24 protein-coding genes are annotated in these 25,940 nt (G+C 64.2%); 17 read left to right on the top strand and 7 right to left on the bottom strand.

The window, feature by feature from the left end; translation table 11 throughout:
* Nucleotides 1–442 precede the first annotated feature (442 nt).
* The 7 genes from ABIA71_RS13290 to ABIA71_RS13260 all read left to right on the top strand — a co-directional run bounded on the left by ABIA71_RS13290 (nt 443) and on the right by ABIA71_RS13260 (nt 9,353).
* Complete coding sequence (locus tag ABIA71_RS13290) at nt 443–1,930, top strand: hypothetical protein (protein ID WP_354285693.1); 1,488 nt, start codon at nt 443–445, stop codon at nt 1,928–1,930.
* A 91-nt stretch (nt 1,931–2,021) separates the two neighbouring features.
* Nucleotides 2,022–2,576 (top strand): hypothetical protein, encoded by a 555-nt coding sequence (locus ABIA71_RS13285; protein ID WP_038690813.1) that lies wholly within the window; start codon nt 2,022–2,024, stop codon nt 2,574–2,576.
* Nucleotides 2,577–2,588: 12 nt separating this feature from the next.
* A complete protein-coding gene (locus ABIA71_RS13280; RefSeq protein WP_354285691.1) occupies nt 2,589–3,614 on the top strand; it encodes a hypothetical protein in 1,026 nt (341 codons plus the stop codon).
* Nucleotides 3,615–3,725: 111 nt separating this feature from the next.
* On the top strand, nt 3,726–4,760 hold the full coding sequence (locus ABIA71_RS13275) for a helix-turn-helix transcriptional regulator (protein WP_354285689.1): 1,035 nt from the start codon (nt 3,726–3,728) through the stop codon (nt 4,758–4,760).
* 29 nt (nt 4,761–4,789) lie between these two features.
* Nucleotides 4,790–5,209: a hypothetical protein gene (locus tag ABIA71_RS13270; protein ID WP_137191211.1), complete on the top strand. Its 420-nt coding sequence runs from the start codon at nt 4,790–4,792 to the stop codon at nt 5,207–5,209.
* Between the two features lie 303 nt (nt 5,210–5,512).
* A complete protein-coding gene (locus tag ABIA71_RS13265) occupies nt 5,513–7,786 on the top strand; it encodes an McrB family protein (RefSeq protein WP_354285688.1) in 2,274 nt (757 codons plus the stop codon).
* A gap of 4 nt (nt 7,787–7,790) precedes the next feature.
* The gene (locus ABIA71_RS13260; RefSeq protein WP_354285686.1) at nt 7,791–9,353 is read left to right on the top strand and encodes a DUF2357 domain-containing protein; all 1,563 of its coding nucleotides are present in this window, start codon (nt 7,791–7,793) and stop codon (nt 9,351–9,353) included.
* A 507-nt stretch (nt 9,354–9,860) separates the two neighbouring features.
* Here the strand turns inward: ABIA71_RS13260 and ABIA71_RS13255 are convergent.
* Entirely contained in the window at nt 9,861–10,193 is a 333-nt protein-coding gene (locus ABIA71_RS13255) for a hypothetical protein (RefSeq protein ID WP_354285684.1), read from the bottom strand.
* A gap of 201 nt (nt 10,194–10,394) precedes the next feature.
* Nucleotides 10,395–10,694, bottom strand: coding sequence for a SymE family type I addiction module toxin (locus ABIA71_RS13250; protein ID WP_137191215.1), 300 nt, complete (start codon nt 10,692–10,694; stop codon nt 10,395–10,397).
* A 333-nt stretch (nt 10,695–11,027) separates the two neighbouring features.
* On the opposite strand from ABIA71_RS13250, the gene ABIA71_RS13245 reads away from it, so the two are divergent.
* Nucleotides 11,028–11,243, top strand: a complete 216-nt coding sequence (locus ABIA71_RS13245) for a hypothetical protein (protein WP_354285682.1) — start codon at nt 11,028–11,030, stop codon at nt 11,241–11,243.
* 124 nt (nt 11,244–11,367) lie between these two features.
* Complete coding sequence (locus tag ABIA71_RS13240; RefSeq protein WP_354285680.1) at nt 11,368–12,255, top strand: HNH endonuclease; 888 nt, start codon at nt 11,368–11,370, stop codon at nt 12,253–12,255.
* 141 nt (nt 12,256–12,396) lie between these two features.
* On the opposite strand, the gene ABIA71_RS13235 is transcribed toward ABIA71_RS13240, so the two are convergent.
* Both ABIA71_RS13235 and aceE read right to left on the bottom strand, forming a co-directional pair.
* Entirely contained in the window at nt 12,397–14,082 is a 1,686-nt protein-coding gene (locus ABIA71_RS13235; protein WP_354285678.1) for a reverse transcriptase domain-containing protein, read from the bottom strand.
* Between the two features lie 226 nt (nt 14,083–14,308).
* A complete protein-coding gene (gene aceE / locus ABIA71_RS13230) occupies nt 14,309–16,996 on the bottom strand; it encodes a pyruvate dehydrogenase (acetyl-transferring), homodimeric type (protein WP_354285677.1) in 2,688 nt (895 codons plus the stop codon).
* A gap of 459 nt (nt 16,997–17,455) precedes the next feature.
* Here aceE and ABIA71_RS13225 point away from each other — a divergent pair, with 459 nt between their 5' ends.
* The 3 genes from ABIA71_RS13225 to ABIA71_RS13215 all read left to right on the top strand — a co-directional run bounded on the left by ABIA71_RS13225 (nt 17,456) and on the right by ABIA71_RS13215 (nt 19,562).
* Entirely contained in the window at nt 17,456–17,959 is a 504-nt protein-coding gene (locus tag ABIA71_RS13225; protein ID WP_354285675.1) for a PadR family transcriptional regulator, read from the top strand.
* Between the two features lie 102 nt (nt 17,960–18,061).
* Complete coding sequence (locus ABIA71_RS13220; protein WP_159495569.1) at nt 18,062–18,859, top strand: siderophore-interacting protein; 798 nt, start codon at nt 18,062–18,064, stop codon at nt 18,857–18,859.
* A 265-nt stretch (nt 18,860–19,124) separates the two neighbouring features.
* Nucleotides 19,125–19,562 (top strand): hypothetical protein, encoded by a 438-nt coding sequence (locus ABIA71_RS13215; RefSeq protein ID WP_354285673.1) that lies wholly within the window; start codon nt 19,125–19,127, stop codon nt 19,560–19,562.
* Between the two features lie 135 nt (nt 19,563–19,697).
* Here the strand turns inward: ABIA71_RS13215 and ABIA71_RS13210 are convergent, their stop codons facing one another.
* The 3 genes from ABIA71_RS13210 to ABIA71_RS13200 all read right to left on the bottom strand — a co-directional run bounded on the left by ABIA71_RS13210 (nt 19,698) and on the right by ABIA71_RS13200 (nt 22,186).
* Nucleotides 19,698–20,522, bottom strand: a complete 825-nt coding sequence (locus tag ABIA71_RS13210) for a hypothetical protein (RefSeq protein WP_354285671.1) — start codon at nt 20,520–20,522, stop codon at nt 19,698–19,700.
* A 273-nt stretch (nt 20,523–20,795) separates the two neighbouring features.
* Complete coding sequence (locus ABIA71_RS13205; protein WP_354285670.1) at nt 20,796–21,506, bottom strand: YceI family protein; 711 nt, start codon at nt 21,504–21,506, stop codon at nt 20,796–20,798.
* An 89-nt stretch (nt 21,507–21,595) separates the two neighbouring features.
* On the bottom strand, nt 21,596–22,186 hold the full coding sequence (locus tag ABIA71_RS13200; protein ID WP_128098185.1) for a malonic semialdehyde reductase: 591 nt from the start codon (nt 22,184–22,186) through the stop codon (nt 21,596–21,598).
* A 130-nt stretch (nt 22,187–22,316) separates the two neighbouring features.
* On the opposite strand from ABIA71_RS13200, the gene ABIA71_RS13195 reads away from it, so the two are divergent.
* From ABIA71_RS13195 to ABIA71_RS13175, 5 genes are all read left to right on the top strand, one after another.
* Nucleotides 22,317–23,285 carry a mitochondrial fission ELM1 family protein gene (locus ABIA71_RS13195; protein WP_128098186.1) on the top strand — a complete coding sequence of 323 codons (969 nt, stop codon included), beginning with the start codon at nt 22,317–22,319 and terminating at the stop codon, nt 23,283–23,285.
* Between the two features lie 37 nt (nt 23,286–23,322).
* A complete protein-coding gene (locus tag ABIA71_RS13190) occupies nt 23,323–24,186 on the top strand; it encodes a DUF2145 domain-containing protein (protein ID WP_354285667.1) in 864 nt (287 codons plus the stop codon).
* A gap of 70 nt (nt 24,187–24,256) precedes the next feature.
* Nucleotides 24,257–24,778 carry a hypothetical protein gene (locus ABIA71_RS13185; RefSeq protein ID WP_354285666.1) on the top strand — a complete coding sequence of 174 codons (522 nt, stop codon included), beginning with the start codon at nt 24,257–24,259 and terminating at the stop codon, nt 24,776–24,778.
* A gap of 11 nt (nt 24,779–24,789) precedes the next feature.
* Nucleotides 24,790–25,305 (top strand): hypothetical protein, encoded by a 516-nt coding sequence (locus tag ABIA71_RS13180; protein WP_354285664.1) that lies wholly within the window; start codon nt 24,790–24,792, stop codon nt 25,303–25,305.
* 75 nt (nt 25,306–25,380) lie between these two features.
* A complete protein-coding gene (locus ABIA71_RS13175) occupies nt 25,381–25,935 on the top strand; it encodes a queuosine precursor transporter (protein WP_038690846.1) in 555 nt (184 codons plus the stop codon).
* Nucleotides 25,936–25,940 lie beyond the last annotated feature (5 nt).

The raw sequence follows: 25,940 nt of genomic DNA, 5'->3' as shown, positions 1-25,940 counted from the left end.
TTCTGCACAAGTACACAGGCCAACTCAGAGCCGACCGTCCTCAACGGCCGCCTTGTCCGCCATCCACTGCCCAAGTCCATACACGGCGAATCCGTACACCACCACTGCGCCAATAATTTTGAACATGATCGTCCTTCCAGCGTGTCGAGAGAGTCGAGCGTCCGTGCCCAGAATTGATCCTTCGCCGTTGATCCTGATGCGTGCTCCGACAAACCATGTCGCATGGCGCCCATATCGATTGCCTCGACAATAGTGACCCTAAAGATATGGCCCGCCCTGCCGATGTCAGGGCGTACGGCGCGCTGCGACATCCACTGTCGCTATGCACGATGAAGATGGAACTCCCGCTACACGCCACGCTCCACGGAGGACACGGCACATGGAACAAAATGCAAAGGATCAGGCCGCAGCGCCTGTTACCAGGGAAGCAGTAGACGCCGCCGTGGCGGCATCTACCCTCGAAGTGGTTCAGCGCTATGGCGCTGCCGGTGCCGAGTACATCAAAGGCTACACCGGCCGTGATGCCGTCACCGGCGAGACGTTTGCCCTGGGCCTGAAGACCATCGCCGGTTACAGCGTGCCGGCCGATCATGCCGCCAAGGTGCTGGCCAGCCAGGCCGGCTATGCCGCTGAAGTGGCCGCCACCAGCCGCGATAATGCCGAGGCGATCATCAACGGCTCACCGGTACGCACCGTGCGTAGCGATGATCACCCCGAGTACAAGCGCAACCACCCCGTGGTTGACCGGCTACAGGTGCTTGATGGTCAAGTGGTCATGGGCAGCGAGGGGCAGATGAAGTTTGTCGCTGCCAAGAACTGCGACGCGCTGCTGAACAAGATTGCCAAGCCCGATGGCGAGCTTGCCCGCTACCGTGGCATCAAGCTGGAGCTGCCCTCCGAGCAGATGGCCGGCGCAGAGGCCACCTGCCGCTCGGAAGCGACCAAGCTGCGCGCCAACGCCGATGCCGTGGATGCACTGGGCAAGCCGGAGGTGGCCGCTCGCCTGCGCGAGCATGCCGACAACTACGATCAACTGGCCGGTAACCTAAAGGATGCCGGCCTGACCAGCGAGGATGCGCTCTTCTATCGCACCCACCCCCGCATCGCCACGCTGCGTGACATCGCCCATACCAGCCACCGTGCCGGCATGGAGGGCGCCAAAGGCGGCGCCATGGTCGGTGCCGCCATCAGCCTGGCCACCAATGCCTTCCTGGTGGCCACCGAGCGCCAGCAGATGAAGGCAGCCGTAGGTGCGGTGGCCATCGGCACCGCCAAGGCCGCTGGGCTGGGCTATGCCTCCGCAGCGGCGGGCGCCACGCTCACCTCGGTGATGCAGCAATCCAGCAGCCAGGGCCTGCAGACGCTATCGCGCACCACTGCCCCGGCGATGGTCGTCAACGTGTGCATCACGATGGGGGTGAGCATCAAGCGCTACGCCAACAGCGAGATCGACGGCCTGCAGTTCATGGAGGAGATCGGCGAGAAGGGCGCTGGCATGCTGGCGTCGGGCATGATGGCCGCACTGGGGCAAGTGGCCATTCCCATTCCCGTGCTGGGCGCTGCCATCGGCGGCATGATCGGCTGCACGTTGTCCTCGATGTTCTATCGCGAAGCGATGCTGGCCGGCAAGAACGCCGCCCTGGCCAAGGAAGCACTGGACCAGGCCATCGAGCTGCATCAAGCCGCCCGTGAAGAAATCCAGCGGCAGCGTGAGGCACTGGCGATGTTCATGGTGGCCGAACTGCCTGCTATGCGCGCAGCCACAACCGACCTGCTCCTTGCACTGGATGCCAGCGCGGCTGCACTGGAGGTGGATGCCTTCGCCACGGCGATCAACAGCTACGCCACGCTGCTCGGTGCCACGCTGGAATTTGGCTGCATGGACGAGTTCGAGATGTTCATGGCCAGCGATCAACCGCTTCGGCTCTAGCCGTACCAGAGCTTTATTCAGGCGGCCAATCCCTGCGCGCGCTGGCCGCCGTTGCTGATTCAGCGCGTCATCTTGACCCTCCGGAGAGACGATGTTCCTGTACTTGCTGCCCGACGCCGAGCAGGCGACCTTCCTCAAGGTTGCCCGCCTCATGAGCGTTAGCGACAACACCCTGCTGTGGGATGGCAAAGCCCACGACGAGCTCACCGGTGATACCGACCTGAGCAATGTGAGCCTGGCCGAATCCGAGCACGAGCGCGCCATCTTCGACAACTTCGCACGCGAGTGCGGGAAGGTATACCGCGCCGATGGCGTAACCAAAGACCTGCTCGCGCGCCTCAAGCAGTTGCCCCTGCTGCGCCAGGCCGATCCGGACGAGCGCGCCCGCGTGGCCTGCGACCTGTTGGGCACCCTGGTGGACGACACACTCACCGAGTCCATGCAGCCCTCCTCACCGAAAGTGATGCTGTATGAGTTGATGCTGCTGGCCTTGGCCGACGGCGAAGTCTCCAGCGTGGAGGAAGCCCAGCTGCGCTGGCTGGCCGATAGATTCGGCGTGGACCCTTACACCTATGCCGACCTGCTGGAGCGCGCCATGAGCATCAATGCCGAAGCCAGCCGCACCATCGCCATCATCCTTGAGTAAACGGAGCAGAACATGATTCCAGTGTTTGTCGGCGCGGCCATGGCCGCCAGTGCGATTTACGGCCTGTACAAAGGTGGCAAGGCGGTGTCTGACCACAAGGACGCCAACGTCGCCAACGCAGATGCCAACCAGCTGATCAGCCGTAGCACCAAGCTGTTGGATGACCAGCGTAAGAAAACCAACGCCGTGCTGGAGGACTACGGCGCGCGCAAATTGCGCTCGTTCAACGGTGCCATCAAAGACTTCGTCGAGGCCTTCGGCAAGTTGAAGAACGTGGACAGCGTGAGCTCACCGGAGCTGGAGAAGCTGGTTGACGGTGATTTCTCCGTCGTCTCCCTCGATGGGCTGCGCCGCGACTACCAGCTGTTGATGGATTCCGGCCTGGGCGTTGGCGCAGGCCTCGGCAGCGGCGCAGCGCTGGCGTTTGGCGCTTACAACGGCACCTTCTTGCTGGCCAGCGCCAGCACCGGCACCGCCATCTCCACGCTGAGCGGTGCGGCGGCCACCAATGCCACCCTGGCATGGTTGGGTGGTGGCGCGCTGTCTGCCGGTGGCTTTGGCATGGCCGGCGGCACCATGGTGCTGGGCGGACTGGTAGCCGGCCCGGCGTTGGCGATCTTCGGCCTGGTGGTCGGCGCCAAGGCCGACGCCGCGCTGTCCACCGCCAAGCGCAACAAAGAAGTGGCGCGCACGCACTACGATGAGGCCGTACTGGCCGCCGAGCGCCTGGCCGCCGTGCAGGTGATCACCACACTGGCCAACAAGACCTTCTCCAAGCTCGGCATGCCCCTGCGCCGTGGCGTTGCGGACATCCGCGCCGCCATCGCGGCGCATGGCCAGGACTTCAGCACCTACCCGCTGGAGACGCGCGAGAAGATCTTCCGGGCGGTCAAGATCGCACAGTTGATCAAGCTCATGGTGGATACGCCGATCCTGGACAGGGATGGCGCACTAGTGCTCTCCACCGAGAAGACCGTGCGCGACGTGGATGGCGTGCTGGCCCAGCTGCAGGAGCAAGCCGCGCCGGCGGCTGCCTGAGTGTGCATTCCGGCTACCCGACAGCGGTCGGGTAGCCGGCCCGCTTCCCCTGTTCCCACTCTCTGCACTGCAGCGCCCCCCAAGGCGACAGCAGTGCCAAAGGCTTCACGGATGAAAGACCGTTCCAGTGACACCCTCATGCGCCAATGGGAGATGCTGCGCCTGATCCCACGCGCTCCGCGCCGCATCACCGCCAAACAGGTTCGTCAGGCGCTCATTGAGTTGGGCTTCACCACCACCAGCCGCACCATCGAGCGGGACCTGCAGAATCTGTCCTCGCGGTTCCAGCTGGTCGTGGATGAGAGTGACAAGCCCTTTGGCTGGAGCTGGAGCAAGGACGCCAATTTTGCCTTCACACCCCGCCTGTCTACCTCGCAGAGCGTGGCGCTGCTGCTCTCACAGGCGCACCTTCGCAGCCTGCTGCCTGCCACTGCCATGAATGAACTGATGCCCGTGTTCGACATGGCGCGGGGCGAAGTTGCCGCCACCGGCTGGAGCGAATGGCATCGGCGCACCGCCATTCTGCCGACGGGCATGGCGCTCAAGGCGCCGGAGGTGGCCATGGCCGTGCAGGTGGATGTGCACCGGGCGCTCCTGCTGCAGCGACGCCTCACCGGCTGGTACCGCAGCAAGGGGACCGATGAGCCCAAGGAAATGGTGATGCACCCACTCGGGCTGATCGTGCGGGGCCCCGCGCAGTACCTGGTCTGCACGTTGCGCCACTATCCCGATGTGCGGCACCTGGCGCTGCACCGCCTCTCGCGCACGCAGGTGCTGGACGAGCCAGCCAACGCGCCGGAGGGCTTCGAGTTTCAGCAGTACGCATCCACGGTGGCCACCGCGTTCCAGGGCCGGGGGCAGATCGCACTGGTGGTGCGCTTCCATGCGGCTGCGGCCGAGCATCTGCGCGACACGCCGCTTTCAGCCGATCAGGTGATCCAGCCCCTGGGCGACGACCAGATCAGGCTGCACGCCACGGTAGAAGATGATCAATCGCTGCGCTGGTGGCTGATGGGGTTTGGTCGCCATGTGCAGGTGGAAGCACCGGCGCACCTGCGTGAGGAAATTGCTGCGGACCTGCGCGCGGCAGTGGCCGGGTATGGCTGCCCTCTGGGCGGGCAGATGGCGGAAAGCGTAGCGACGTAGCACGCTCGTTCAACTAAACAAGGATTGCGATGAGCATCGAAGAGAACATGCGGAAGAATGAGTTTGAACTTTCACTCAGTCTCTTGAGAGAGTGGGAGGGCCTCGTTCGCGTTCGTTATGAGCTGTCAAGCAAGAAGGAAACCTGGCGCAACGTGATCGACGGCACCCTGCCAGTTCACGCCATGGAGTGGGGCGACTACCGTGTGTTCAGAGCGCGGGTGGTAGCAGGCGTGAAGGGCGTACTGGCCGCCGAAGCACGGTATGGCGTCCGCCTGCATCGAATCATCTGCCATGAGTTTGAGTATTGCAGGCGGCTGACCATGCCGATGGATTTGATGCTCAAGGCGCTGTCGGTAGCGCTGGCGGGCTATTTCAGCCAACAGATTGCCGATCTCCTGCTCGCGCTGTTGGTTTCCCATGATCTGCTTAAGACCCTCTGCGGCTGCTGACGGAGGTGGCAGCTGCGCAGCAGTGCTTGCTGTGAGCCAAGTGGGTACAACACTCTACTGTCAGCCGATCAGATGATCGAGGCGCGGCGCGATAGGCGAGTAAGGTGGCACCCCACGGTAGCGGATGACCACTCGCTACGATGGTGGTATGGCGTGCTGGCCGCCATGTTGATGGCGTATCCGCAGCAGTATTCAGTGCACTATTGCCCGCGCATCAAACGGTGGATACGCCCCTGAAGCGCCTCTATCCTGTTACGCATCGGCTTTGGCCAGTGATCGCGACATCAACAAAGGGATTTCGTAGTGACCATCGATCTTAAGAGCAATACCGGGCTGGCCGATGCCTGCCATGCCGCGCTTGAGCAGCACCGCAAGTGGCATCACCTGGATGGCTGGATCTCGCGGCTCTCCACGTGGCTGGCGCGGGTTGAGGCCGCCGACCACGATACGTTCGTGAGCGCAGCGTTCCAGCGGGAGCTGTGGGAAGAGCGCACGATCGCGGCCACCGGCCAGGGCCACATCGACGTATCGGCCGTGATCGCCAGCAACGCCATTGCCGAGATGCTCTGGGACCTCAAGCAGGCCGAGCTCCCCGCCACCGAGGATGAGCGCATCGCCTGGTTTGGCGCCGCATGGGAGCGCCTTGACGACAGCGTGCTTGCACTGGTCCCCAAACGCCCCCGGCTGAAGATGTATCGCGTGTTCGCCTCCCTGTGGCCGGCGCACTTCACCACGGTGGCGCATTACCAGAAGCTGCGGGCGCTGGGCAAGGCGATGGGGCTGAGCACGGGTCTGGATCACCGCACCGAGCTTCACCAGCGCGTGTTGCAGCGCTTTGATGAAGCGGGCGTGGCGACCACCAGTCGCGAAGAGCGCATGACCCTGGCGTGGGCGCTATTCGTGCATTTTGTGCAGGAGAAAAGCGACGCCGCCACCGAGGTGCCCGGCGAATCGCCCAGCGAGTTGAAGCTCAACCCTCTTCCAGCCGAGCGCCGGCGGCGCGGCATGCTGGCCATCAACGGCTCCGTGCCCAGCGTGGTGGCCATGCTGGCTTTCGCAAAAGATGGCTGCAAGCGCGCCGACTTCCTGGAGCACATCCGCTCGGTTAACCCAAAGCTGGCAACCAACTCCTTGGGCACCAACCTCAACGCGCTCATCGCCGAGTGGGGCGCGCTTCGCTCTACGGGCGACGACCTGTATCTCACCCCCCGGGGCGAGGCATTGCTGGAATCTGGTGAGGCTGAAGACGTATCGGACTGGCTGCTTACCCAGATTCTCGGTTTTGACAACCTGCTGCACGCGCTCGACCAAGCGCCGTTGCCGCAGAAACAGGCCATCAGCCGGCTGCAGCGGGTCAACCCGGGCTGGACCAGCAATTTCGCCCCTACCGTGCTGATCAACTGGATCAAAGGCATGGAGCTGGCAGAGTTGGATGCAGCCAAAGTGCTGCACCTTACGCCGCGGGGCCGGGAGTGGGCCTCGCGTATCCATTGGAAGCCCGGCGAGCTACCCGCACGGGCCAAGGAAGCGGCAGACACTGCCAGCACCTCGGTAGTGACCGAGGTGGATGACCTGTGGTCGCAGCTTCCGTCGGTGCAGGCCATCAAAGCCTCATTTGGCAAGGACCTGGCATTTGATCCGAGCCTGATTACCCAGCTGCACACCGGCGTGTGGAACCGGCGCCACCCGCGCCGTCATTTTGCCGTGCTCACTGGCCTGAGCGGTGCCGGCAAGACCCTGTTGGCCATGGGGTACGCCAAGGCGCTGTGGGCTCATGCCGATGAGGAACCTGGCGACCAGAAGGGCTGGCATGTAGTGGCGGTTCAACCGGGCTGGCATGACCCGAGCAGCCTGCTGGGCTATGTGAACCCCATCGACACCGATGTGTACATGCGCACTGGCTTTCTGGAGTTCCTGCTGCGCGCCAGCGCCGATCCCGACCGGCCCTACGTTGTGCTGCTGGATGAGATGAACCTGTCGCACCCCGAGCAGTATCTGGCGCCGCTGCTGTCGGCGATGGAAACCGGCGATGACATCGAGCTCCACGCATTGGGCGATGAGGTGGGCGATGTACCCGGCCGCCTGCCCTACCCCGCCAACCTGGTCATCATCGGCACCGTGAACATGGATGAGACCACCCACGGCCTGAGCGACAAAGTGCTCGACCGCAGCACGGTCATCGAGTTCTGGGACATCCAAGTGGAACAGTATCCGGGTTGGACCACCACCACGTTGGCACCGGATGACCTGACCTTGGTAAAGACAGTGCTGGCCGAACTGATGGCCCCCCTGCGCGCGGTGCGGCTGCACTTTGGCTGGCGCACCATCGGGGATGTACTGGGCTATGTGGAGGCCGGTGTGGACGGTGGCGAGCTCACCGCCCGCCAAGCGTTGGATCTCTCTGTGTATGCCAAGGTGCTGCCCAAACTGCGCGGCGAGGACACCCGGCGGCTGCGTGAGGCATTCGCGGCGGTAAGCACCGTTCTTGCCGCGCACCAGTTGGACACATCGGCCACCAAGGTGAAGGAGCTCACCGTGGACCTGCACGAGCAGGGTAGCGCGCGGTTCTGGCGCTGAGCCGATGATCGTTCTTATCTGCCATGACCAGGCGCGTACCCGCTTTGAGGTGTCCCCGGGCGATTGCTGCAGTGGCTTCCGAGAAACGGGCGTCTACGAGTTCCAGGTGCTGCCGGACGGCGCCACTTTGTACATCGACGAAGCCGCGGTGGAGCCGGTATCCACCGCGGCGGGGCCTGTGCTGCGCTGGCAGGCGGGCTTCTATGCCGGTGAGGTATCGGCCGAGGTGGTGGACAGCCTCGGCCGGCCGTTGGCGAGCTATCGTCTGGATGTGGCACCGGATGCGCGCAAGATGGGCGCTGCGCTCTACCAGCAGATGATGGCGCAGATCCAGGCGTTCGACCCCGCCCTGCTGTTGGGTTCGGAAGCGGCGCAGGGCAACATCGGCGTTGTCGGCGATGTGACCACGTTGTTTCTTCAGTACGCCCGGCTGCGCCGGCACTCGGAAGGGCTGATCAAAGCGCTGCAGCAGGTGGCCGCGCGCCCCCTGACCCGGCTGCAACACGAGCGCAGGCAGGTTCCCTTCCAGCGGGTGAGGCGAATTGACGCTACCTCGGCCCGGCGGCTGATGGCACGGGCCGAAACGGCGGGGCTGCTGCGCAGGCAGCCTTCCGCCGCAGGCAGTACGCCCTTGTTGGAGGTCGTTCAATCGGCTGAGAACCTGGATAACCCAGCCAACCGCGCATTGGCGGCAACGCTGTCACAGGTACGGTTACGCTGCGCACACGTGGCCAGCGGCCTGGCGAAGTTGGCCACCGTGGACAAAGAAGAAGGCGCACGCACGCCGCTGGCCAGCCGCATTGGCCGCAAGCTTGAGTATCTGGAGGCACAGGCAGGCCGCCTGCAGTCACTGGCAAAGCTATCCCCCTACGCAAACGTGAGCCGCCGCGAGGTGGGTGCGGCAGGGTTGACCGCGATCTCCGCGCATCCGGAGTACGCGCGCGCGTATCGGCTGGGGTGGGCAACGCTGCGGCCGGGCGTGGCCGGGCCGGATCGCGACGAGCAACTATGGCTCAGCCCCACCTGGGAGATCTACGAACGCTGGTGCTACGTGCGCATTCTGGACAGCCTGCGCACGCTGTTCCCGGGCCTGGCATGGGCACGCGGGACGCAAACTTCGGTGGACGTGATTCGCTACGTGGGAGCCGCCGGGCATACACGCGTGGAAGCCTCGCTGCAGCGAACGTTCGTGACTGCCGAGGGTGCATCCAAGGGGCTGCGGAGTATCTCGCTGCAGTTGAAGCCAGACATCCTGGTGACCACGGAGATCGCGGGCGCCCGGCGGATGCTGGTGCTGGATGCGAAGTACCGCACTGGCCGGCACAACATCCTGCAGGCCATGCGCTCGGCGCACCTCTACCAGGATGCGCTGCGATGGGACGGCCAGCGCCCGGACTGCTCCCTGCTTCTGGTGCCTGCGGGGGGTGACGCGCCCTGGCTGGAGGTGCCTGCCTTTCATGCGGAGAACCGCACCGGCGTGCACGTGTTGGCGCTTGATCAACCTGCAGCGGCGTTGGATGACATGCTGCGGCGGTGGCTGGACCCGGCGCAGCCCGCCGCCTGTTGACCGGTGGGCTGTCCTTTCCTCAACCCGCGCCCTCCTGCCGTGTCAGCTTGACTAGCCGCTCCCCACTCCTTTACTGGGATCAGGCCCCACGCCAGGCAACAGACCTCGAACGAGGCGCGCCAGATGGGCCGGCACAGTTCCGGGCGCGGCGGAAGGCATCGACCACTTCTGACAAGGCGAGGCGCCCGGCGGGGTCATGGCTTGGTCTCCAGTGGCGCCGCAACAATGCGAGACATTGGCGGATGCTCGGATGCAAGTGGTTGGCGAGTGGTGACGTTGCGCATGGTGTCCGCCCCAGACGGCAGTGGCTTTCGCCTAGGCAGGCGAAAGGGTGTCGGGAGGCTAGAAACCGAGTATGCGCCCGGCGGGCGCATTCCCCCCTTACGCGATGAATGCCTTAACGAGCATTGGTTTCCGACGTTGATCCCACTGAAGGGGCGGAGCTGAGCTTCCATCATTAGCGCTCACCTTTGATGAAAGCCTAGCTCTTCCCCATAGCGAGCCCGCTCACCCCATCCCAAACGGCGAACACCGCCACCCAAGCTGCCGGGCCACCATCGCCTCCAGATCCCGGTCGCCGCTTTCAAAGCACGGCGCCGCCTCCGCCTCACACGTGGCCACCCTCGCCCCCTCCAGGGCCACCGTGCCTGCCGCCCGCTCGACCAGGTCGAAGGCCCCGGCCTCTGCGTCGGCATCCACACACGATTGCCGCACCACATACTCCCGCATCAACCGCTGGAGCACCTGTGCGGCGGGGCGGTGTTCGCGCGCCGCCGCGTGCTGAAAGCTTGCGCGCAGGCCAGCGGCCATTTCCAACTGCATGAAGACACTCTTGCTCATGCGTTCCTCCCACTGCTGGGTTATGAAACAGGTTGTATATCCACACTGCACCGGGCGTGCAGTGACGTGCTGGCGTTTGCGCCTGCCACAGCGCAGCGCTGCCGAACCGGGGCAGGCACTGCGGCTGTGCGGCCAGGCCGCCCGCAAGGGCTGGCGGGCACTGGCCGTGCAACGGCCCACCCGGCGGGTGGGCGCGGGCGTTCAGCCGGTGCGGCGCTGCAACTTGCGGGGGATCTTCTTGACCACCGGCACGGGCCGCTCCACCACCGTAAGGGTGATGATGCCGTGCGTGGCCTCCACCTTCAGGCGGGCGCCTACGTCAAAGCCGAGCTTGTCCAGCCAGCGGCCGCGCAGCTTGAGGTAGGGAACAATCTCGGTGGGACCGCACTCTTCGCGGTCCGGGTACGTCAGCGCGCCTACGCGGTAGCTGCGTGCGGGGCGGGCGTAGGGTTTGCGCTTGGGGCGCGCGTCATCGGGTTCGTCTTCCCACGGCGTCAACATGTTGGACCTCCTGCAGGGCTGGCCCTTGCCGGGATGGCAAGGGCGTCGGGAGGTTAGAAACCGTCTAGTAGCAACCGGCGGGCGTATTTCCACGAGGGTGTTGTATTAGCCACCCTCCCGACAAATAGACGTCCAACATTCTGCTACTAGAAGAGTTTCTACGCTCCGATGAACACCATGCGCGTTGGTGCAGAAGATGGGAAATCGCTTGTTCCTGTTGATCTGGCGAGGGTTGGTTGGCGGCGTCTACGGTGCGACGCAACTGGCCCGGCTCAGTCGCAGGCCTTGGGACGGGGTGGCGGCATCCTCTCTGGCCTATCGGGAGGACCACAGATGACCAGGATTGACGGGGATTGGCTTGAGGCATTCGACGAGGCCATGTTGGGCTTCTTCGCTATCGACCATGCGGATGCGGGCATGGATCAGTGCCTGTTGGAGTGCTACTCGGACTTGCCGGCTAGGGAGGCTGCGTTGGCGTTTGGGGAGGACTATGAGCTTCGTCGGGTGGATACGTTCTGGCCGCCACCGAGCTTGGTCTTGAACAGTTGATAGCAACCATCTAGCTGGGACCGGGGGGAGCGAGATAAGTTGAGAGCCACAGGCGCGGCTATCACTTGCGCATGGTTGATTGGGGTAGCATATTTGGCAACCCCTATCGATATTCGAGTCCTGAGTGGAACTGCCTTTCCAAGTTGGCGCTCTCTACAACCGACAGGCTCAAATCCACGCCGTGCTTGGTGGTCAGCAGCAAGGCGGCATCTCAACGCCGAAGGACAGCTCGGTCATCATCGCATTCACCGGCGAGGCCGGCGTCTCACATGGCTACCGCGACTTCTGGGATGACAATGAGATCTTTCACTATTTCGGTGAAGGACAGAGAGGCGACATGCGCTACACAGGTGGAAACCGAGCAATTGAACAGCATGTGAGCGACGGTAAGAAATTGATCCTTTTCCAGATGATGGGCAAAGGGCGACCCTATCGTTACTTGGGACAGTTCATCAGTCTCTCTTCCTACATCCAACGGAATACACCCGACACCAAGGGTAACCTACGCGATGCGATCGTTTTCAGGCTGAAGGCGATCGAACCGCATGACGGCTTTGGCATGTTCGAGGAGGAGATTGTCACCGCGCGGGCGGAGGCGGCTGCAGAGGTACAGGAAACGGCTAAGAAGAAGTTGGTAGAGGTTCGGACGAAGCAGAGGCTGTTCCGAGAGCGCTTGATCGGCTATGAGAAGGGCTGCCGTCTCACCGGAATTGAAGACCTTCGCTTCCTACGCGCTAGCCATATTAAGCCGTGGGCGAGCAGTAAAGACCATGAGCGTGTGGATGGACAGAACGGGCTCTTGCTGGTACCCCATGCGGATCTTCTTTTCGACCATGGTTGGATCAGTTTTGAGAACAATGGGACGCTGCTCATTGCGCGCAACTTGCCGGCCCAGGTGGAGAGTGCGCTTGGGCTAGGCCTCGTGCGTGGCCGTAGGTATGGAGCGTTTTCACTGCAGCAGCAAGGTTACCTAGCATTTCATCGAAATGAAGTATTCGGCAGGCGAGTTTAGCTTATTTTGATGATGTAACCGCAGTTACTAGGACATCGTGACTTCATTAGAGCTCGCTCAGCCAGCAATTAGCGATGCCGAGTGCTTGACGGTTCGAGCAGGGCAGCCCTGAAGTTTTTCAGTTTGCGAAGAGCCGCCATCTTACTGTGTAGATATCTCTTTCAGCAGATCGAAGATGGGATAGAACCATTCAACGGACGCGTCTGCCCACGGCTCATTCTGCTCAACAACCGCTTGCGCAAAGGCCGATTTAGATAGCGCCACATTATTATCATTCGCCATCCCATATACTCCATCGTCAATTATCAGAGTTTTCTTCTCTGATCGGCAGTACAAATCTAATTCACGATGACGCCCTGTTCTGTCGTCAAATTCATCTTTATAAAAAAGTCTTCTTCCATGCGAATTCTCCCTCATTATGAACTCGCGAGGAAAGAAATGCTCTATGCAAAAAGATGAACCATCAAATCCCTTTGGGCGAGGCAGTATCGCCACTTGAACGAAGTCGCTAGCCATCGATAGCGGCTTAAATTCACCAGTGCCAATTGAGTACTTCGACATTATAGATGAGTTGTCTGCGTCAAATAAACCAACTGTCATCGTCCTAACACCCGAACTGACCAATGACTCAAGCCTCTTCGTCAACGCGCCATCGCCAAATCCTCCCCTCTCATGGAGCGCGGGAAAAACGAGCCTAAGGTCCTGGTAATCAGGGAGAAGTCTCGCCTCCCTGTAGAAGTGCTCAAGAATAATCCGATCCGTTTTTCCTTCAGTTAGAACCTCTACGATTCTATACTCAGGGCTATAAACAACGGAACTAGATTGACTCGGGAAAGAATGCCTAAGACTTGCCGAGTGCCGACTCTTGAATAAACGATCAAAGTGGGACGCGAAAGCGGTTCTTCCACGCATCAGTGATTCAGCGCTCAGCACAGGCTTCGAGATTTTCGACCATCCAGAGACTATTTTGGTAGCCTCTTCGTCCCCATATTTCCGAATGACGTTCAAAATTGATCTATTCATTCGCCGCCACTCTCTGGGCATTTGAGGCTTCTTGTTTACCACCAGCCCAGTTACAAGTTGCCGCTGAGATCTATGCATAACCCGGGTCTTCGCATCATTCACACGAAAACCCGCAGACTCTATTATTTTATTCAACTCGGACGACAAGACCCACTTGCCAGTCGACGCGCTCGCCACATAGTTAGGAACGTCCTTGAAGCTAAAAGAAAGGACAATATCATCCGCATATCTGCTGACCCTAATTGCGTGTCGCTTTGCGAAGGTTACAAGCTCCCGATCGAGCGCCCGGCATATGATATTGGAGATTGCCGGGGACGACGGCGCACCTTGGGGAAGCGCTGCGTTGTAACAACACAATTGAGCTAGTACCGTGGCAACTTCGGCAGGAAATGCGAATGGCGCTGACGAAAAAAGGCCCCTGACGCGGCCAAAGTTAATGCTTGGAAAGAATGCCTCAAGATCTGCGGCGACTACCCACCTGCTTCCTCGGTGCAGCCCTCCCATCTCGGCAATTCCTATACCTGGAATATAGCCTTTTGCTATTAGCCGGGGCGGCGATACGTCATAAAGCACGTCCGCAATTTTTCTTTGCAGCGCCTTAAGGAAGGGACGAGGAGAGTCGATGCGTCGATCCTGCCCATTTCTCTTCCGGATAGAAAAAGTCTTGTATCGCTGATCTTCTGACTGGGCATAAAGAAGATAGCGGAGTCGCTTATCGGTAATTCCCAGCCACTGGGCCAATTCCGCCCGATCCGCAATCTGGAGGAAAGACCTACTACTAAGTAAAGAGTCAAGGGGAGCCATCATCAATCAACTTATCGCAGACACGTGCCACATGCGCACATACGGTCACCACTGGAGGGACAGTTGGCGCATTGTCCCAAACGTTTCATACACGGCGACGGGTACATCGCCGAAAGACATAGAGATGGCTCCCCTTGAGCTGCAAATCTAGCATTAGAAGATCTGAAATAAAACAAAAAGGGCGGCCTACTTGGCCGCCCTTTGCGTCATTTTATTGACGACTCAATCAAACCCCGACAGGATTAGCCTTCTCAGGATCAATCTTGTACTGCTTGATCGCCCGGGCCACATCCTTACCCGTCATCTTCCCTTCCTTCGCCAGCGCCGCAATCGCGGCATGCGCGATGTAGTACCGGTCAACCTCGAAGAAGCGACGCAGGTTGGCACGCGTGTCCGAACGGCCGAAGCCATCGGTACCCAGCACCGTGTACGACATCGGCACGAACGAGCGGATCTGGTCCGCGTACGCACGCACGTAGTCGGTGGCGGCAATGGCCGGGCCCTGGCGGCCTTCCAGCAGCTCGGTCACGAACGCCTTGCGCTGCTCGCCTTCCGGGTGGAAGCGGTTGTAGCGCTCCACGTCGAAGCCGTCGCGGCGCAGTTCGTTGAAGCTCGGGCAGCTCCAGATGTCGGCGGTCACGCCGAAGTCCTTGTCCAGCAGCTCGGCCGCGGCAATGGCTTCGCGCAGGATGGTGCCCGAACCCAGCAGCTGCACGCGCAGCTCGCCCTTCTTCGGCTTGCCGGCGTCGGTGAGCAGGTACATGCCCTTGACGATGCCGTCGGCCGCGCCTTCCGGCATTTCCGGGTGGGTGTAGTTTTCGTTCATCAGGGTGATGTAGTAGTACTCATCAATCTGATCTTCCATCATGGCCTTGGTGCCGTGCTGCAGGATCACCGTCACTTCGAAGCCGAAGGTCGGGTCATAGCTGCGCACGTTCGGAATGCCACCGGCCACGATATGGCTGAAGCCATCTTCGTGCTGCAGGCCTTCACCGTTCAGCGTGGTGCGGCCGGCGGTGCCGCCCAGCAGGAAGCCACGGGTACGCATGTCGGCGGCCTGCCAGGCAAGGTCGCCCACGCGCTGGAAGCCGAACATGCTGTAGTAGATGTAGAACGGCAGCATCGGCACGTTGCTGACCGAGTAGCTGGTACCGGCGGCCATCCACGAGGCGATGGCGCCCGGCTCGCTGATGCCCTGCTGCAGCACCTGGCCGCTCTGGTCTTCGCGATAGAACATGAGCTGGTCGGCATCGACCGGCTTGTACTTCTGGCCGAACGGCGCGTAGATGCCGATCTGGCGGAACAGGCCTTCCATACCGAAGGTACGGGCTTCGTCGGCCACGATCGGCACGATGTGCGGGCCCAGTTCCTTGTCGCGCAGGGTGATGTTCAGGCTCTGCACGAAGGCCATGGTGGTGGAGTAGCTACGCTCGCCGCTGCTCTTGAGCAGGCGCTCGTAGCTTTCCAGCTTGGGCGCGTTGAAGCTCTTTTCGGCCTTGCGGCGGCGCTGCGGCAGGTAACCACCCAGGGCGGCGCGGCGTTCCTGCAGATACTTCACTTCCGGCGAATCCGGGCCCGGGTGGTAGAACGGCACCTGGCCGTCGGCCAGCTGGGCGTCGGTCACCGGGATGTTGAAGCGGTCGCGGAAGTGGCGAACGGCGTCGTCGTCCAGCTTCTTGGTCTGGTGGGTCGGGTTGAGTGCTTCACCCGCGCTGCCCATGCCGTAGCCCTTGACCGTCTTGGCCAGGATCACGGTCGGCATGCCCTTGGTGTTCACGGCTTCGTGGTACGCGGCATACACCTTGTGCGGGTCGTGGCCGCCACGGTTGAGGCGCCAGATGTCATCGTCGCTCAGGCCGGCAACCATCGCCGCGGTCTCCGGGTACTTGCCGAAGAAATGCTCGCGGGTATACGCGCCGCCGAAGGCCTTGCAGTTCTGGTATTCGCCGTCGACGGTTTCCATCATCAGCTTGCGCAGGACGCCGTTGGTGTCCTTGGCCAGCAGGGCATCCCAGTAACCGCCCCACAGCAGCTTGATCACGTTCCAGCCGCCGCCACGGAAGACGCCTTCCAGTTCCTGGATGATCTTGCCGTTGCCACGCACCGGGCCGTCGAGGCGCTGCAGGTTGCAGTTCACCACGAAGATCAGGTTGTCCAGGCCTTCGCGGCCGGCCAGGGCGATCGCGCCCAGGGTTTCCGGCTCGTCGCTCTCGCCGTCGCCGATGAAGCACCACACCTTGCGGTCGGACTTCTCGATCAGGCCACGGTTTTCCAGGTAACGCAGGAACTGCGCCTGGTAGATGGCGGCCAGCGGGCCCAGGCCCATCGACACGGTGGGGGTCTGCCAGTAATCGGGCATCAGCCACGGGTGCGGGTAGCTGGAGAGGCCACCGCCGTCCACTTCCATGCGGAACTTGTCCAGCTGGGCTTCGTCGATGCGGCCTTCCAGGAAGGAACGCGCATAGATGCCCGGGGCGCTGTGGCCCTGGATGAAGAGCAGGTCGCCGGGGTGGTTGTCGCTGGGGGCGCGCCAGAAGTGGTTGAAGCCCACGTCATACAGCGTGGCGCCGGAGGCGAAGGAGGCGATGTGGCCGCCCAGGTCGCCGGGCTTGCGGTTGGCGCGCACCACGGTGGCCATCGCGTTCCAGCGGATGATGGAACGAATGCGCCATTCCAGTTCGGCGTTGCCCGGGCTCTTGGCCTCCAGGGTCGGCGCGATGGTGTTCACGTATTCGGTGGTGGGAGAGAACGGCAGGTACGCGCCCGAACGACGGGTGAGTTCAACCATGCCTTCCAACAGTTGATGCGCGCGCTCGGGGCCCTCGACATCAATTACGGCCTTCAGCGACTCGATCCATTCCTGGGTTTCCACAGGATTCGGGTCGTTGTTCAGCACCTCGTTCAACCAGTTCATTTGCGCTCCCATGACCGCACGCACGCGCGCGACTGTTTTAGATTTCTAGCCGCAAAGTGTAGCGCACCCTAGGGTTTGCTTACTTCGCTACGGGTGCGTATGGACGATTCGGCGGTGTCCTGGGAGACAGCCTGGGCCACGGTTCTGCCCCGCCGCCACGGTTCCACGCGCGCGTTAAGCATGGGCCGGCGCGATGACGCCGACAGGTCAGAAGGACAGCGCTGGACAAGCCGATGCAGGTGGCGCGGGCGCTGCGGGGCGATCGGGCCGCCAGGTGCGACGGCGTGGCGGGCTGGCGGCGGTGCCCATGGGCGGCTGAAGAGGCGCGAATTGTTCCACCACGGGCACGCACCGTCGCAGCCGGGATGCACCTGAACGCATGCCTGCCGTGCGCGCGCCGTTGCTGGCGGCGCGCGGGATTTCGATATATCGTTCCGCCATCGCATTCGATATATCGAAATGACCGCTCCGCGTGACCTCGACCGCCCTGCCCGCCCGCTGACCGCACGCCCGCTCAGCCGCGGCGACCTGCGCCTGCTGATGCTGGCGCTGCTGGGCGAGCAGCCGCGTCATGGCTACGAGTTGATCCAGCTGATCAGCGACATGTTCGTGCGGGTGTACACGCCCAGCGCGGGCTCGATCTACCCGGTGCTGGCGCAGTTCGAGGCGGCCGGCTGGGTGGGCGCCATTGAAGACGGCGGGCGCAAGCGCTACCAGCTGAGCGCGCTGGGGGCGGCCGAGCTGGCCGCGCAGCGCGAAGAGGTGGACGCGGCGCTGCGCCGGGTGCGCGACAGCGCGCGCACGATCACCAAGGCCAACCTGCCGCCGAGCGTGCGCGACGCGCTGCGCGAGCTGAAAACCGCGCTGGGCCTGTGCCACGGCCGCTGGAACGACACCAACGCCAGCAGCGTGGCGCAGGCCCTGCGCGACGCCGCCGCCCATATCCGCGGGCAAGGACGCTGAGCATGCCGTTCCCCGCTTCCACGTATTCGACCCAGCCAGCCCCGGCCAGCCAGGTCTTCCCCCTACGCCGCGCTGCGGCGCATTTGATTACAGGTGTTCCCCATGGCTGTGCATGAAAACAAACTGCTGCGTCATACCGTGAAGTTCCGCCCGCTGCAGGTGCTGCGCACCGAAGAGATCAGCCCGTGCATGCGCCGGGTGATCGTAGGCGGGCCGGCGCTGGAAGGCTTCGATTCGCCCTCGCCGGACGACCACGTGAAGCTGTTCTTCCCCAATGCCGAGGGCCAGTTTGTGGTGCCGTTGATGACCCCGGAAGGCCCGCGCTACCCGGAAGGCCAGCAGCCCTCGCCCGCCCGCGATTACACCCCGCGCTGGTGGGACCTGGAGGCCGGTGAGCTGGCGCTGGATTTCGTCATGCATGGGCATGGCGTGGCGTCGAGCTGGGCCGCCAATGCGCAGCCGGGCGACGCGATCGCGGTGGGTGGCCCACGCGGGTCGCACATGACCGCGCCGGACTACGACACCTACGTGCTGATCGGCGATGAAACCGCGCTGCCGGCGATTGGCCGCTGGCTGGAGACGCTGCCGGAAGGCGCGCAGGCCGATGTGTATATCGAAATTCCCGAGTCGGGCGACCGCCAGGAACTGCCGGAGGATGACCGCATCCGGGTGTCGTGGCTGGAGCGCAATGGCTTCGATGCGGCCAGCAGCACGCTGCTGGAAGACGTGTTGACCGATTTCGAGGAGCCCGAGGGCGACACGTTCTACTGGATCGCCACCGAGTCGCGCCGGGCGCGGATGATGCGCAAGTACATCGAAGGCCACCTGGGCGTGCCCAAGGACTGGATCCGCTCGACCGGTTACTGGAAGGCCCACGCCGACGAGCACGACGGCGACTGAGCCGCGCTGCCTCCCCGGTGCCTTGTGCGGGTGCCGGGCCACGGTACCTTGCGCAGGCGCCGAGACCGTTTGAGACGGACGGCCTTCGTTGGTGCAAGCGGAGCCCGAGCCACCACCGCAGATGGAAACCCATGACCGCCGCCCGCCCGTAGGTGCCTGCGGGCGTTGAGGCGGCGGGAACCCCGCCGAGGCGGTTGGCGGTAGCCAGACCGCGACGAGCGCCGGCTGCGAATGCGACAATCGCGTTTTGGGCCGGTGCTTTTCCATGCAAGCAGTTTCTTCTTCGGCGCTGGCCGACCTGATCGCCCGCGCCGAGCGCGCCGACCCCGCCCTGGATGCCGCGCTGACCGCGCTGGCGCCGTCGGTGGGCGGCAACGTGGCGCCGCTGCGGGCGGCGATGGTGCCGCTGGCACAGGCGCTGACGGCGCTGGTGCAGGCCAACGCGGATATCGGCCTGGTGGCCGATGAGCTGCGCCGGTACCAGAAGTTTGCCGCGCCCGGTAAGCCGAGCCTGCAGATCGTGCAGCTGCGCAAGCAGCAGGCCACGGTGAAGCAGGCCGCGCTGATTGCCCGGCAGAATTTCGCCCAGGCCACGCACGCCTTCCTGCGCGACGGCGGGTTGACCGCACCGGCACGCCGGCTGCCGACCGACTTTGCCACCGCATGGCTGGGCAAAGTGGCGGCGACGGTAGCGGCCGGCTGAAAGGCACCACCCGCGTAGAGCCGGGCTCTGCCCGGCTTGTATCGGACGTTCATGGCGCCCACCCCGCGTATATCCGGCTTCCATGACGCCGAAACGAAAAGCAGCCGGGCAGAGCCCGGCGCTACGTGGCTTGGGTCAAGCGTTCTTGGCCGCCGACTTGGATGATGCGTCGGTTACGTCCGCCGCCACACGCCGCCAGCCATAACGCTTGGCCAGGCCCACTTCGATCAGCACCAGCGCCATGATGATCAGCAGCGGCAGCAGCAGGCCAAAATAGATGCCAGGCATCATGCTGGTGAGCTGCGCCTTGAGCAGGCGGATGACGCCTTTGGTGTGCAGCAGTTCGTTCATGCGCATGCCCAGCGCTTCGCGGAAGACTCTCTTGTCCACGCCGCTGTAGCTGGCCACTTCCTTGGACACGCTGTCTTCCACCCATTGCGACATCAACGCGCTGCGCACGTGTCCAATGCCGCTGCGGGTCCAGCGCGTGAGCATGCCTTCGCCCTGCAGGTAGCTGGCCCCAGGCAACGGGTGTTCGGCCAGGTAGGCGTCCACCACCTGGCGGGTGGCGTCGTGCACGGTCGCATCGCTGCGCATCAACGTGGCGAGGGCGGGATCGTCGAGGGACTGTTCGAAATCCACCATCCAGCTGGCCACGAGAGTCTGCAGGTGCGGCTGGAAGTGGTCGATCTGTTTGTACAGTGCGCGCTGCGCGCCGGCCGCAAAGCCCAGCTGCAGGCCGGTGAAAGCGAACAGCAGCGGCAGCAGCACCACGTAGCTGGCCAGGGTGTAATGGTGCCAGCGGTTGCGCCGGGCGAACCAGCGGCGGCGATGCATGGCCAGCCAGGTGGTTATGCCCAGGCCCAGGCCGACCAGCGTGCCGATCAGGCTGCCCCCGATCAGGTCGAGCAGGCTCAGGCCGGTCCAGAATTCCATCATCCAGAATTGTGCGTCTTGCACGGGTGTGCTCCTGTTGCGCGTGAAGCGGGGGAGTGTAGGCGATGCGGGTCAGCCCCGCCGGGGGCGTTGCGGCACGACCGGGGTAGAGCCGACCGTTGGTCGGCTGTCGCGGCAATGGGCGCATCGAAGTCATGCAACGGCAGCCGACCAACGGTCGGCTCTACCCCGGTGGCGTCCGCGCAAGCAACAGAGACCCCTCGCAATCCCCACCCCCACCCAAACAAAAAGCCCGCCTTCCGGCGGGCTTTCTGCTGTTCCTACATCAGCAACCGATCAGGCAGCCGGCTTTTCGCCGGTGGCTTCGGTGGTGATGCGGATGTTCACTTCATCGCTCACGTTCGGGGCGTACGCGCCCACGCCGAAATCGCTGCGCTTGATGGTGGTGGTGGCGTCGAAGCCGGCGGCCGGCACCTTGGCCATCGGGTGCTCGCCACCGCCGTTGATGGTCACATCCAGGGTCACCGGCTTGGTGATGTCCTTGATGGTCAGGTCGCCGGTGACGGTGAGCTTGTTGGTGCCGTTGGCTTCCACCTTGGTGCTCTTGAACGAGGCCGCCGGGAACTTGGCCGCGTCGAAGAAGTCGGCGCTCTTCAGGTGCTCGTCGAACTTGGCGGTGAAGCTGTTGAGGCCGGTCAGCGGCAGCTTCACTTCCACGGTGGACTTGGTGACGTCGGCAGCGTCATACACCAGGGTGCCTTCGGCGGCGCCGAAGTGCGCGGTCGGGTGCGAGAAGCCGAAGTGGCTCCACTGCGCCAGCACGTCGGTGTGGCTCGGGTCGAGCTTGTAGGTGCCCGACGCGATCTGGATGGCCTCGGCAGCCGGGGCGGCCGGAGCAGCAGCGGCGGCATCGGCAGCCGGGGTGGTGGCGGCAGCGGCCGGGGCAGCGTCGGCCGCCGGGGCAGCAGCTTCGTCGGCCGGCTTGGAGCAGGCGGCGATGGCCAGGGTGAGGGCCAGCGGCAGCAGCAGTTTGCGGGTCATGGTCATGTCAGGTCTCTCTCGAATACGAAGGGAAAAGAAGGAAGGTGAGGCAAACAGCCCGTCCGCTCAGACGGGCCGGGGTCTGGCGGGAACGCTTATGCGATGCGTGCTGCTTCGTCGAAGCTCAGGCGGGGCAGCCGCGGGAACAGGCCCGAAGAATCACCGTACCCCAAGTTGACCAGGAAATTCGACTTGATCGCGGTGCCCTTGAAGAAGGCTTCGTCGACCTTGGCATTGTCGAAGCCGGACATCGGGCCGGCATCCAGACCCAGCGCGCGGGCGGCCAGGATCAGGTAGGCGCCCTGCAGGCTGCCGTTGCGGAAGGCCCCTTCGGTACGGGCTTCACGCGGGCCGTCGAACCATGCCTTGGCGTCGGTGTGCGGGAACAGGTAGGGCAGCTTTTCGTGGAAGTCTTCGTCGAAGGCGACGATCACCGTGACCGGGGCGGCCAGGGTCTTGTCGTGATTGCCTTCGGACAGCGCCGGGGCAAGCTTGGCCTTGGCTTCGGGGCTCTTCACGAACACGAAGCGCGCCGGGCTGCCGTTGGCCGCGGTCGGGCCCCACTTCAGCAGTTCGTAGAGCGCCTGCAGCTGGCTGTCTTCGACGGGGGTGTCGAGGAAGGCGTTCTGGGTGCGGGCGGTACGGAACAGCTGGTCAAGCGCAGCATCGTTGAGCACGTGGGACATGAAGCCTCCAGAAAAGGGAGAGAAACCGGGTGTCGCCTGCCGGCCGGTCGGGGTGACCGTGGGAGGGGCGAAGGCTGGCAGTGTAGAGTGTCGTGACAGTTGCAACACCCAGCCTGACTGAAACGAATTAATGCCATACGTGAAACGATGGAGTCCGCCCTGGACGATCACTGACGGCCGTGCCGGCAATGTGCGGCAGGCGGTGGCGCTGGCGTCGGCACTGAAACTGGGCGCGCATCAACCGCTGGTGCTGACCCCGCGCGCGCCGTGGCGCTGGCTGGCGCCGCGTTGGCTGCCGGGCGCCGCGCGCGGATTCGGCGAGGCCTTCCAACAGCTGGCCGCCGAACACCCGCAGCTGGCCATCGGCTGTGGCCGGCAAGCCGCCGGGGCGCTGCGCGAACTGCGCCGGGGCGGTACCCGGGTGGTGCAGATCCTGGACCCGCGGATCAGCGCGCGGCACTGGGACCTGGTGGTGGTGCCCGAACACGACCGCCTGCGCGGCAGCAACGTACTGACCCTGCTGGGCAGCCTGAACCCGGTCAACGATGACTGGCTGGCGTGCGGGCGCGCGGCGTTTGCCGCCTTCGGTGCATTGCCCGGCCCGCGTACTGCGTTGCTGGTGGGTGGCCCTACCCCGCACGCGCCGTGGCACGAGCCGCACATGGTGCAGGTGTTCCAGCAGTTGGCCGCACAGCTGCGTGCCGAAGGTGGCAGTCTGTTGGCCACCACCTCGCGGCGCACACCGCCGGCACTGGTGGGGGCGCTGCGCAGTGCCTTCGCCGATGTGCCGCATGTGATCTGGGGCGACGGTGGCGACGGCGTCAATCCGTATGCGGGCCTGCTGGGTTGGGCCAACCGCGTGGTGGTGTCGCCCGATTCGGTGAACCTGCTGTCCGAGGCCTGCGCCACGCGCATGCCGGTGGCGGTGGCGCTGGCCGACCAGGCGCAGGCGCGGCTGGCGCTGTTCCAACAGGCGCTGCGCGAACGCGGGCGGTTGCAGCCGCGCTGGCTGGACTGGCACACCGACGGGCGCATTGAACCGCTGCGCGAGACCACGCGCATCGCCGCCGAAGTACAGGCGCGCCTGCTGCCGGTATGATGCGCCGGCGGCACCGTGCCGTGGGAGAACACGCCTCATGGAAGACCGCCGTCCTGCGATGATCACGCGCCTGCGCCAGGCGCTGCTGTGTGGGCTGTTGCTGGGCACTGCCGCGCTCGCCCACGCCCAACCGCAGTGCGTGGAGCGCTATCCCACGCCGGCCGCGCTGGCGTCGATGTTCGATGTGGCGCTGGCGACCACCGACGCACTGGATGCGCTGGACGGTGTGGACGTGGTGCTGGTGGCACGCGGCGGCCAGGACCTGAGCAAGTACGGGTTGCGCCACAGCCACGTGGCGTTCCTGCTGCGCGAAGACGACGGCCAGTGGCGCGCGGTGCATCTGCTCAATCCGTGCAAGACCGCCGACTCGCACCTGTTCCGCGAAGGCGTAGCCACCTTCATCGGCGAAACCTCGGCGCATACCGACCTGCGCATCGGCGTGCCCACGCCGGCGCTGCGTGCGACGTTGAAGACGATGCTGACCCAACCCGCCATCCAGGCGCGCGCCCTGCACGAGGCACGCTACAGCGTGGTGGCCTACCCGTTCAGTACGGAATACCAGAACTCCAACCAATGGATCCTGGAAGTGCTGGCGGCGGCGTTGGCGCAGAACGAAGACGGTACGCTCATCGTCAACCGCACCCAGGCGCAGGACTGGCTGAAGCAGCACAAGTACCGGCCCAGCACGCTGCACATCGGCGTGGCCAAACGCTTGGGCGCGCGCTTCTTCGTGCCCAATGCCGCCGTTACCGACCACCCGGCAGGCGAGCGCATTTCGGGCAACTATTCGGTGGTGACGGTGGAATCGGTGTTCGACTTCGTGCAGCAGCAGAAGGGGCTGCAGATGGAACTGCCGATCGCGCACGTGGCAGTGGACGGCATTACCGCGCCCAAGCCGTGAGTCAGCTGCGGGCAGTGCCAGTGCAGGCATACTGCGCGCCTATGTCGATGTATCTGAAAAGGACCCCCCGATGACACGGATTTCGCGCCTTGCTGTTTCCCCGCTGCTGGCCGTTGCGTTGTGCGCCACCAGCGTGCCCGCCTCGGCGCAGATGTTGACGGGTAACAAGCACCCGGTGGCCAGCAGCGTCATCGTGACCTCCATCGTGAGCGTGGTCGTGGTGACCGCGCCGATCTGGATGGTCTCGGCCGGGGTGAGCAAGGCCAGCGACGGCTCGGCCCGACGCAGCCGCGCACGCGCCGAGGCAAAGAAGGCCAAGCCGCTGCCGCCGCTGACGGTGGAGAAGGTGGAGCACACCGCCGATGGCGGCATCCAGCTGGCCCTGCAGAACCCGCAAGCGCCGGATGACCTGGCCGTGCTGCAGTGGCCGGCCCAGGCCGACAGCCCGGTGACCGCCGTGACGGTGGGTGACGTGCTGGCCTTTACCCCCACCGAGGGCGGCGCGGGCTGGAACGTGGCCAACGCGCAGGGCACCACGCTGGCGTTCCTGCCCACCGACCCGGACGCGGCGCAGCCGAGTACACGCTGGTAAGGCGCTGCCGCATGAAACAGACATTCGCGCTTTCTCTGCTGGCGGTGGCACTGCTGGGCCCCGCCCTGCCCGCGTCGGCGCAGGACCTGAGCCGCGCCTCGCCGGTGACCAGCAGCGTGCTGGCCACCTCGGTGGTGAGCCTGGCGGTGATCACCGCGCCGGTGTGGCTGAGCGCGCTGGGGGTCAGCGAACTGCATGACGCCTCGATGCCGCACAACCGCGCTGCCCGGGCCGCGGCGAAGAAGGCCGGGCCGCTGCCGCCCCTGACCGTGGAACGCGTGGCCCAGCAGCCCGATGGCGCCTACCGCGTGGACCTGCGCAACCCGCACGCGCCGGACGAGCTGGCGGTGGTGGAATGGCCGGCCCGTGCCGACAACCCGGCCGCCGGCGTGAAAGTAGGCGACGTGCTGGACTTCAAGCCGACCCCGGCCGGGGCGGGCTGGACGGTGGCCAATGCCGGCGGCGCGGCACTGGCGTTCCTGCCAACCACCACGGCGGCGGCCACCAGCATGAGCGAACGCTTCTAGATGAACCGGCCCGGGGTGGCCCTGCGCCGCCCAAGCCCGGATAATCCGCCGCTTCCCTGACTTCCCCGGTGCGCCATGTCTGTGCGTCCTTCGATCACCTTTGCCCCGCTGACCCCGCGCGCGCTGTTGCTGGCGGTGCTGGCCATGGGCGCGGTGGTGCTGGGCAGCAACGTGCTGGTGCAGTACCCGATCAACGACTGGCTGACCTGGGGCGCCTTCAGCTACCCGGTGGCGTTCCTGGTGAGCAACCTGATCAACCGGCGCTTCGGGCCGCAGGCGGCGCGCAAGGTGGCGTGGGCCGGGTTCGCGCTGGCGGTGGTGCTGTCGATCTGGATCGCCACGCCGCGCATCGCGGTAGCCTCGTGCCTGGCGTTCATTGCCGCGCAGCTGCTGGACATCACCGTGTTCGACCGGCTGCGCCGCGGGCACTGGTGGCGCGCGCCGATGGTGGCCACCACCTGCAGCGCCACGCTGGACACGACGATCTTCTGGAGCATCGCCTTTGCCGGCTCCAGCTTGCCGTGGGTGAGCTGGGCCGCGGGCGACCTGGCGGTGAAGCTGACCATCGGCGTGTTCCTGCTGGCGCCGTTCCGCGCGTTGCTGTGGAAGATGGCGCCGCGCGCGGCGTAACTGCG

The sequence above is a fragment of the Stenotrophomonas sp. 2619 genome (genome assembly GCF_040548725.1).
GTDB classification, from domain to species: domain Bacteria; phylum Pseudomonadota; class Gammaproteobacteria; order Xanthomonadales; family Xanthomonadaceae; genus Stenotrophomonas; species Stenotrophomonas maltophilia_AP.
The sequence above is the reverse complement of the archived record's forward strand: the minus strand, read 5'-3'. Positions and strand labels throughout refer to the sequence as shown.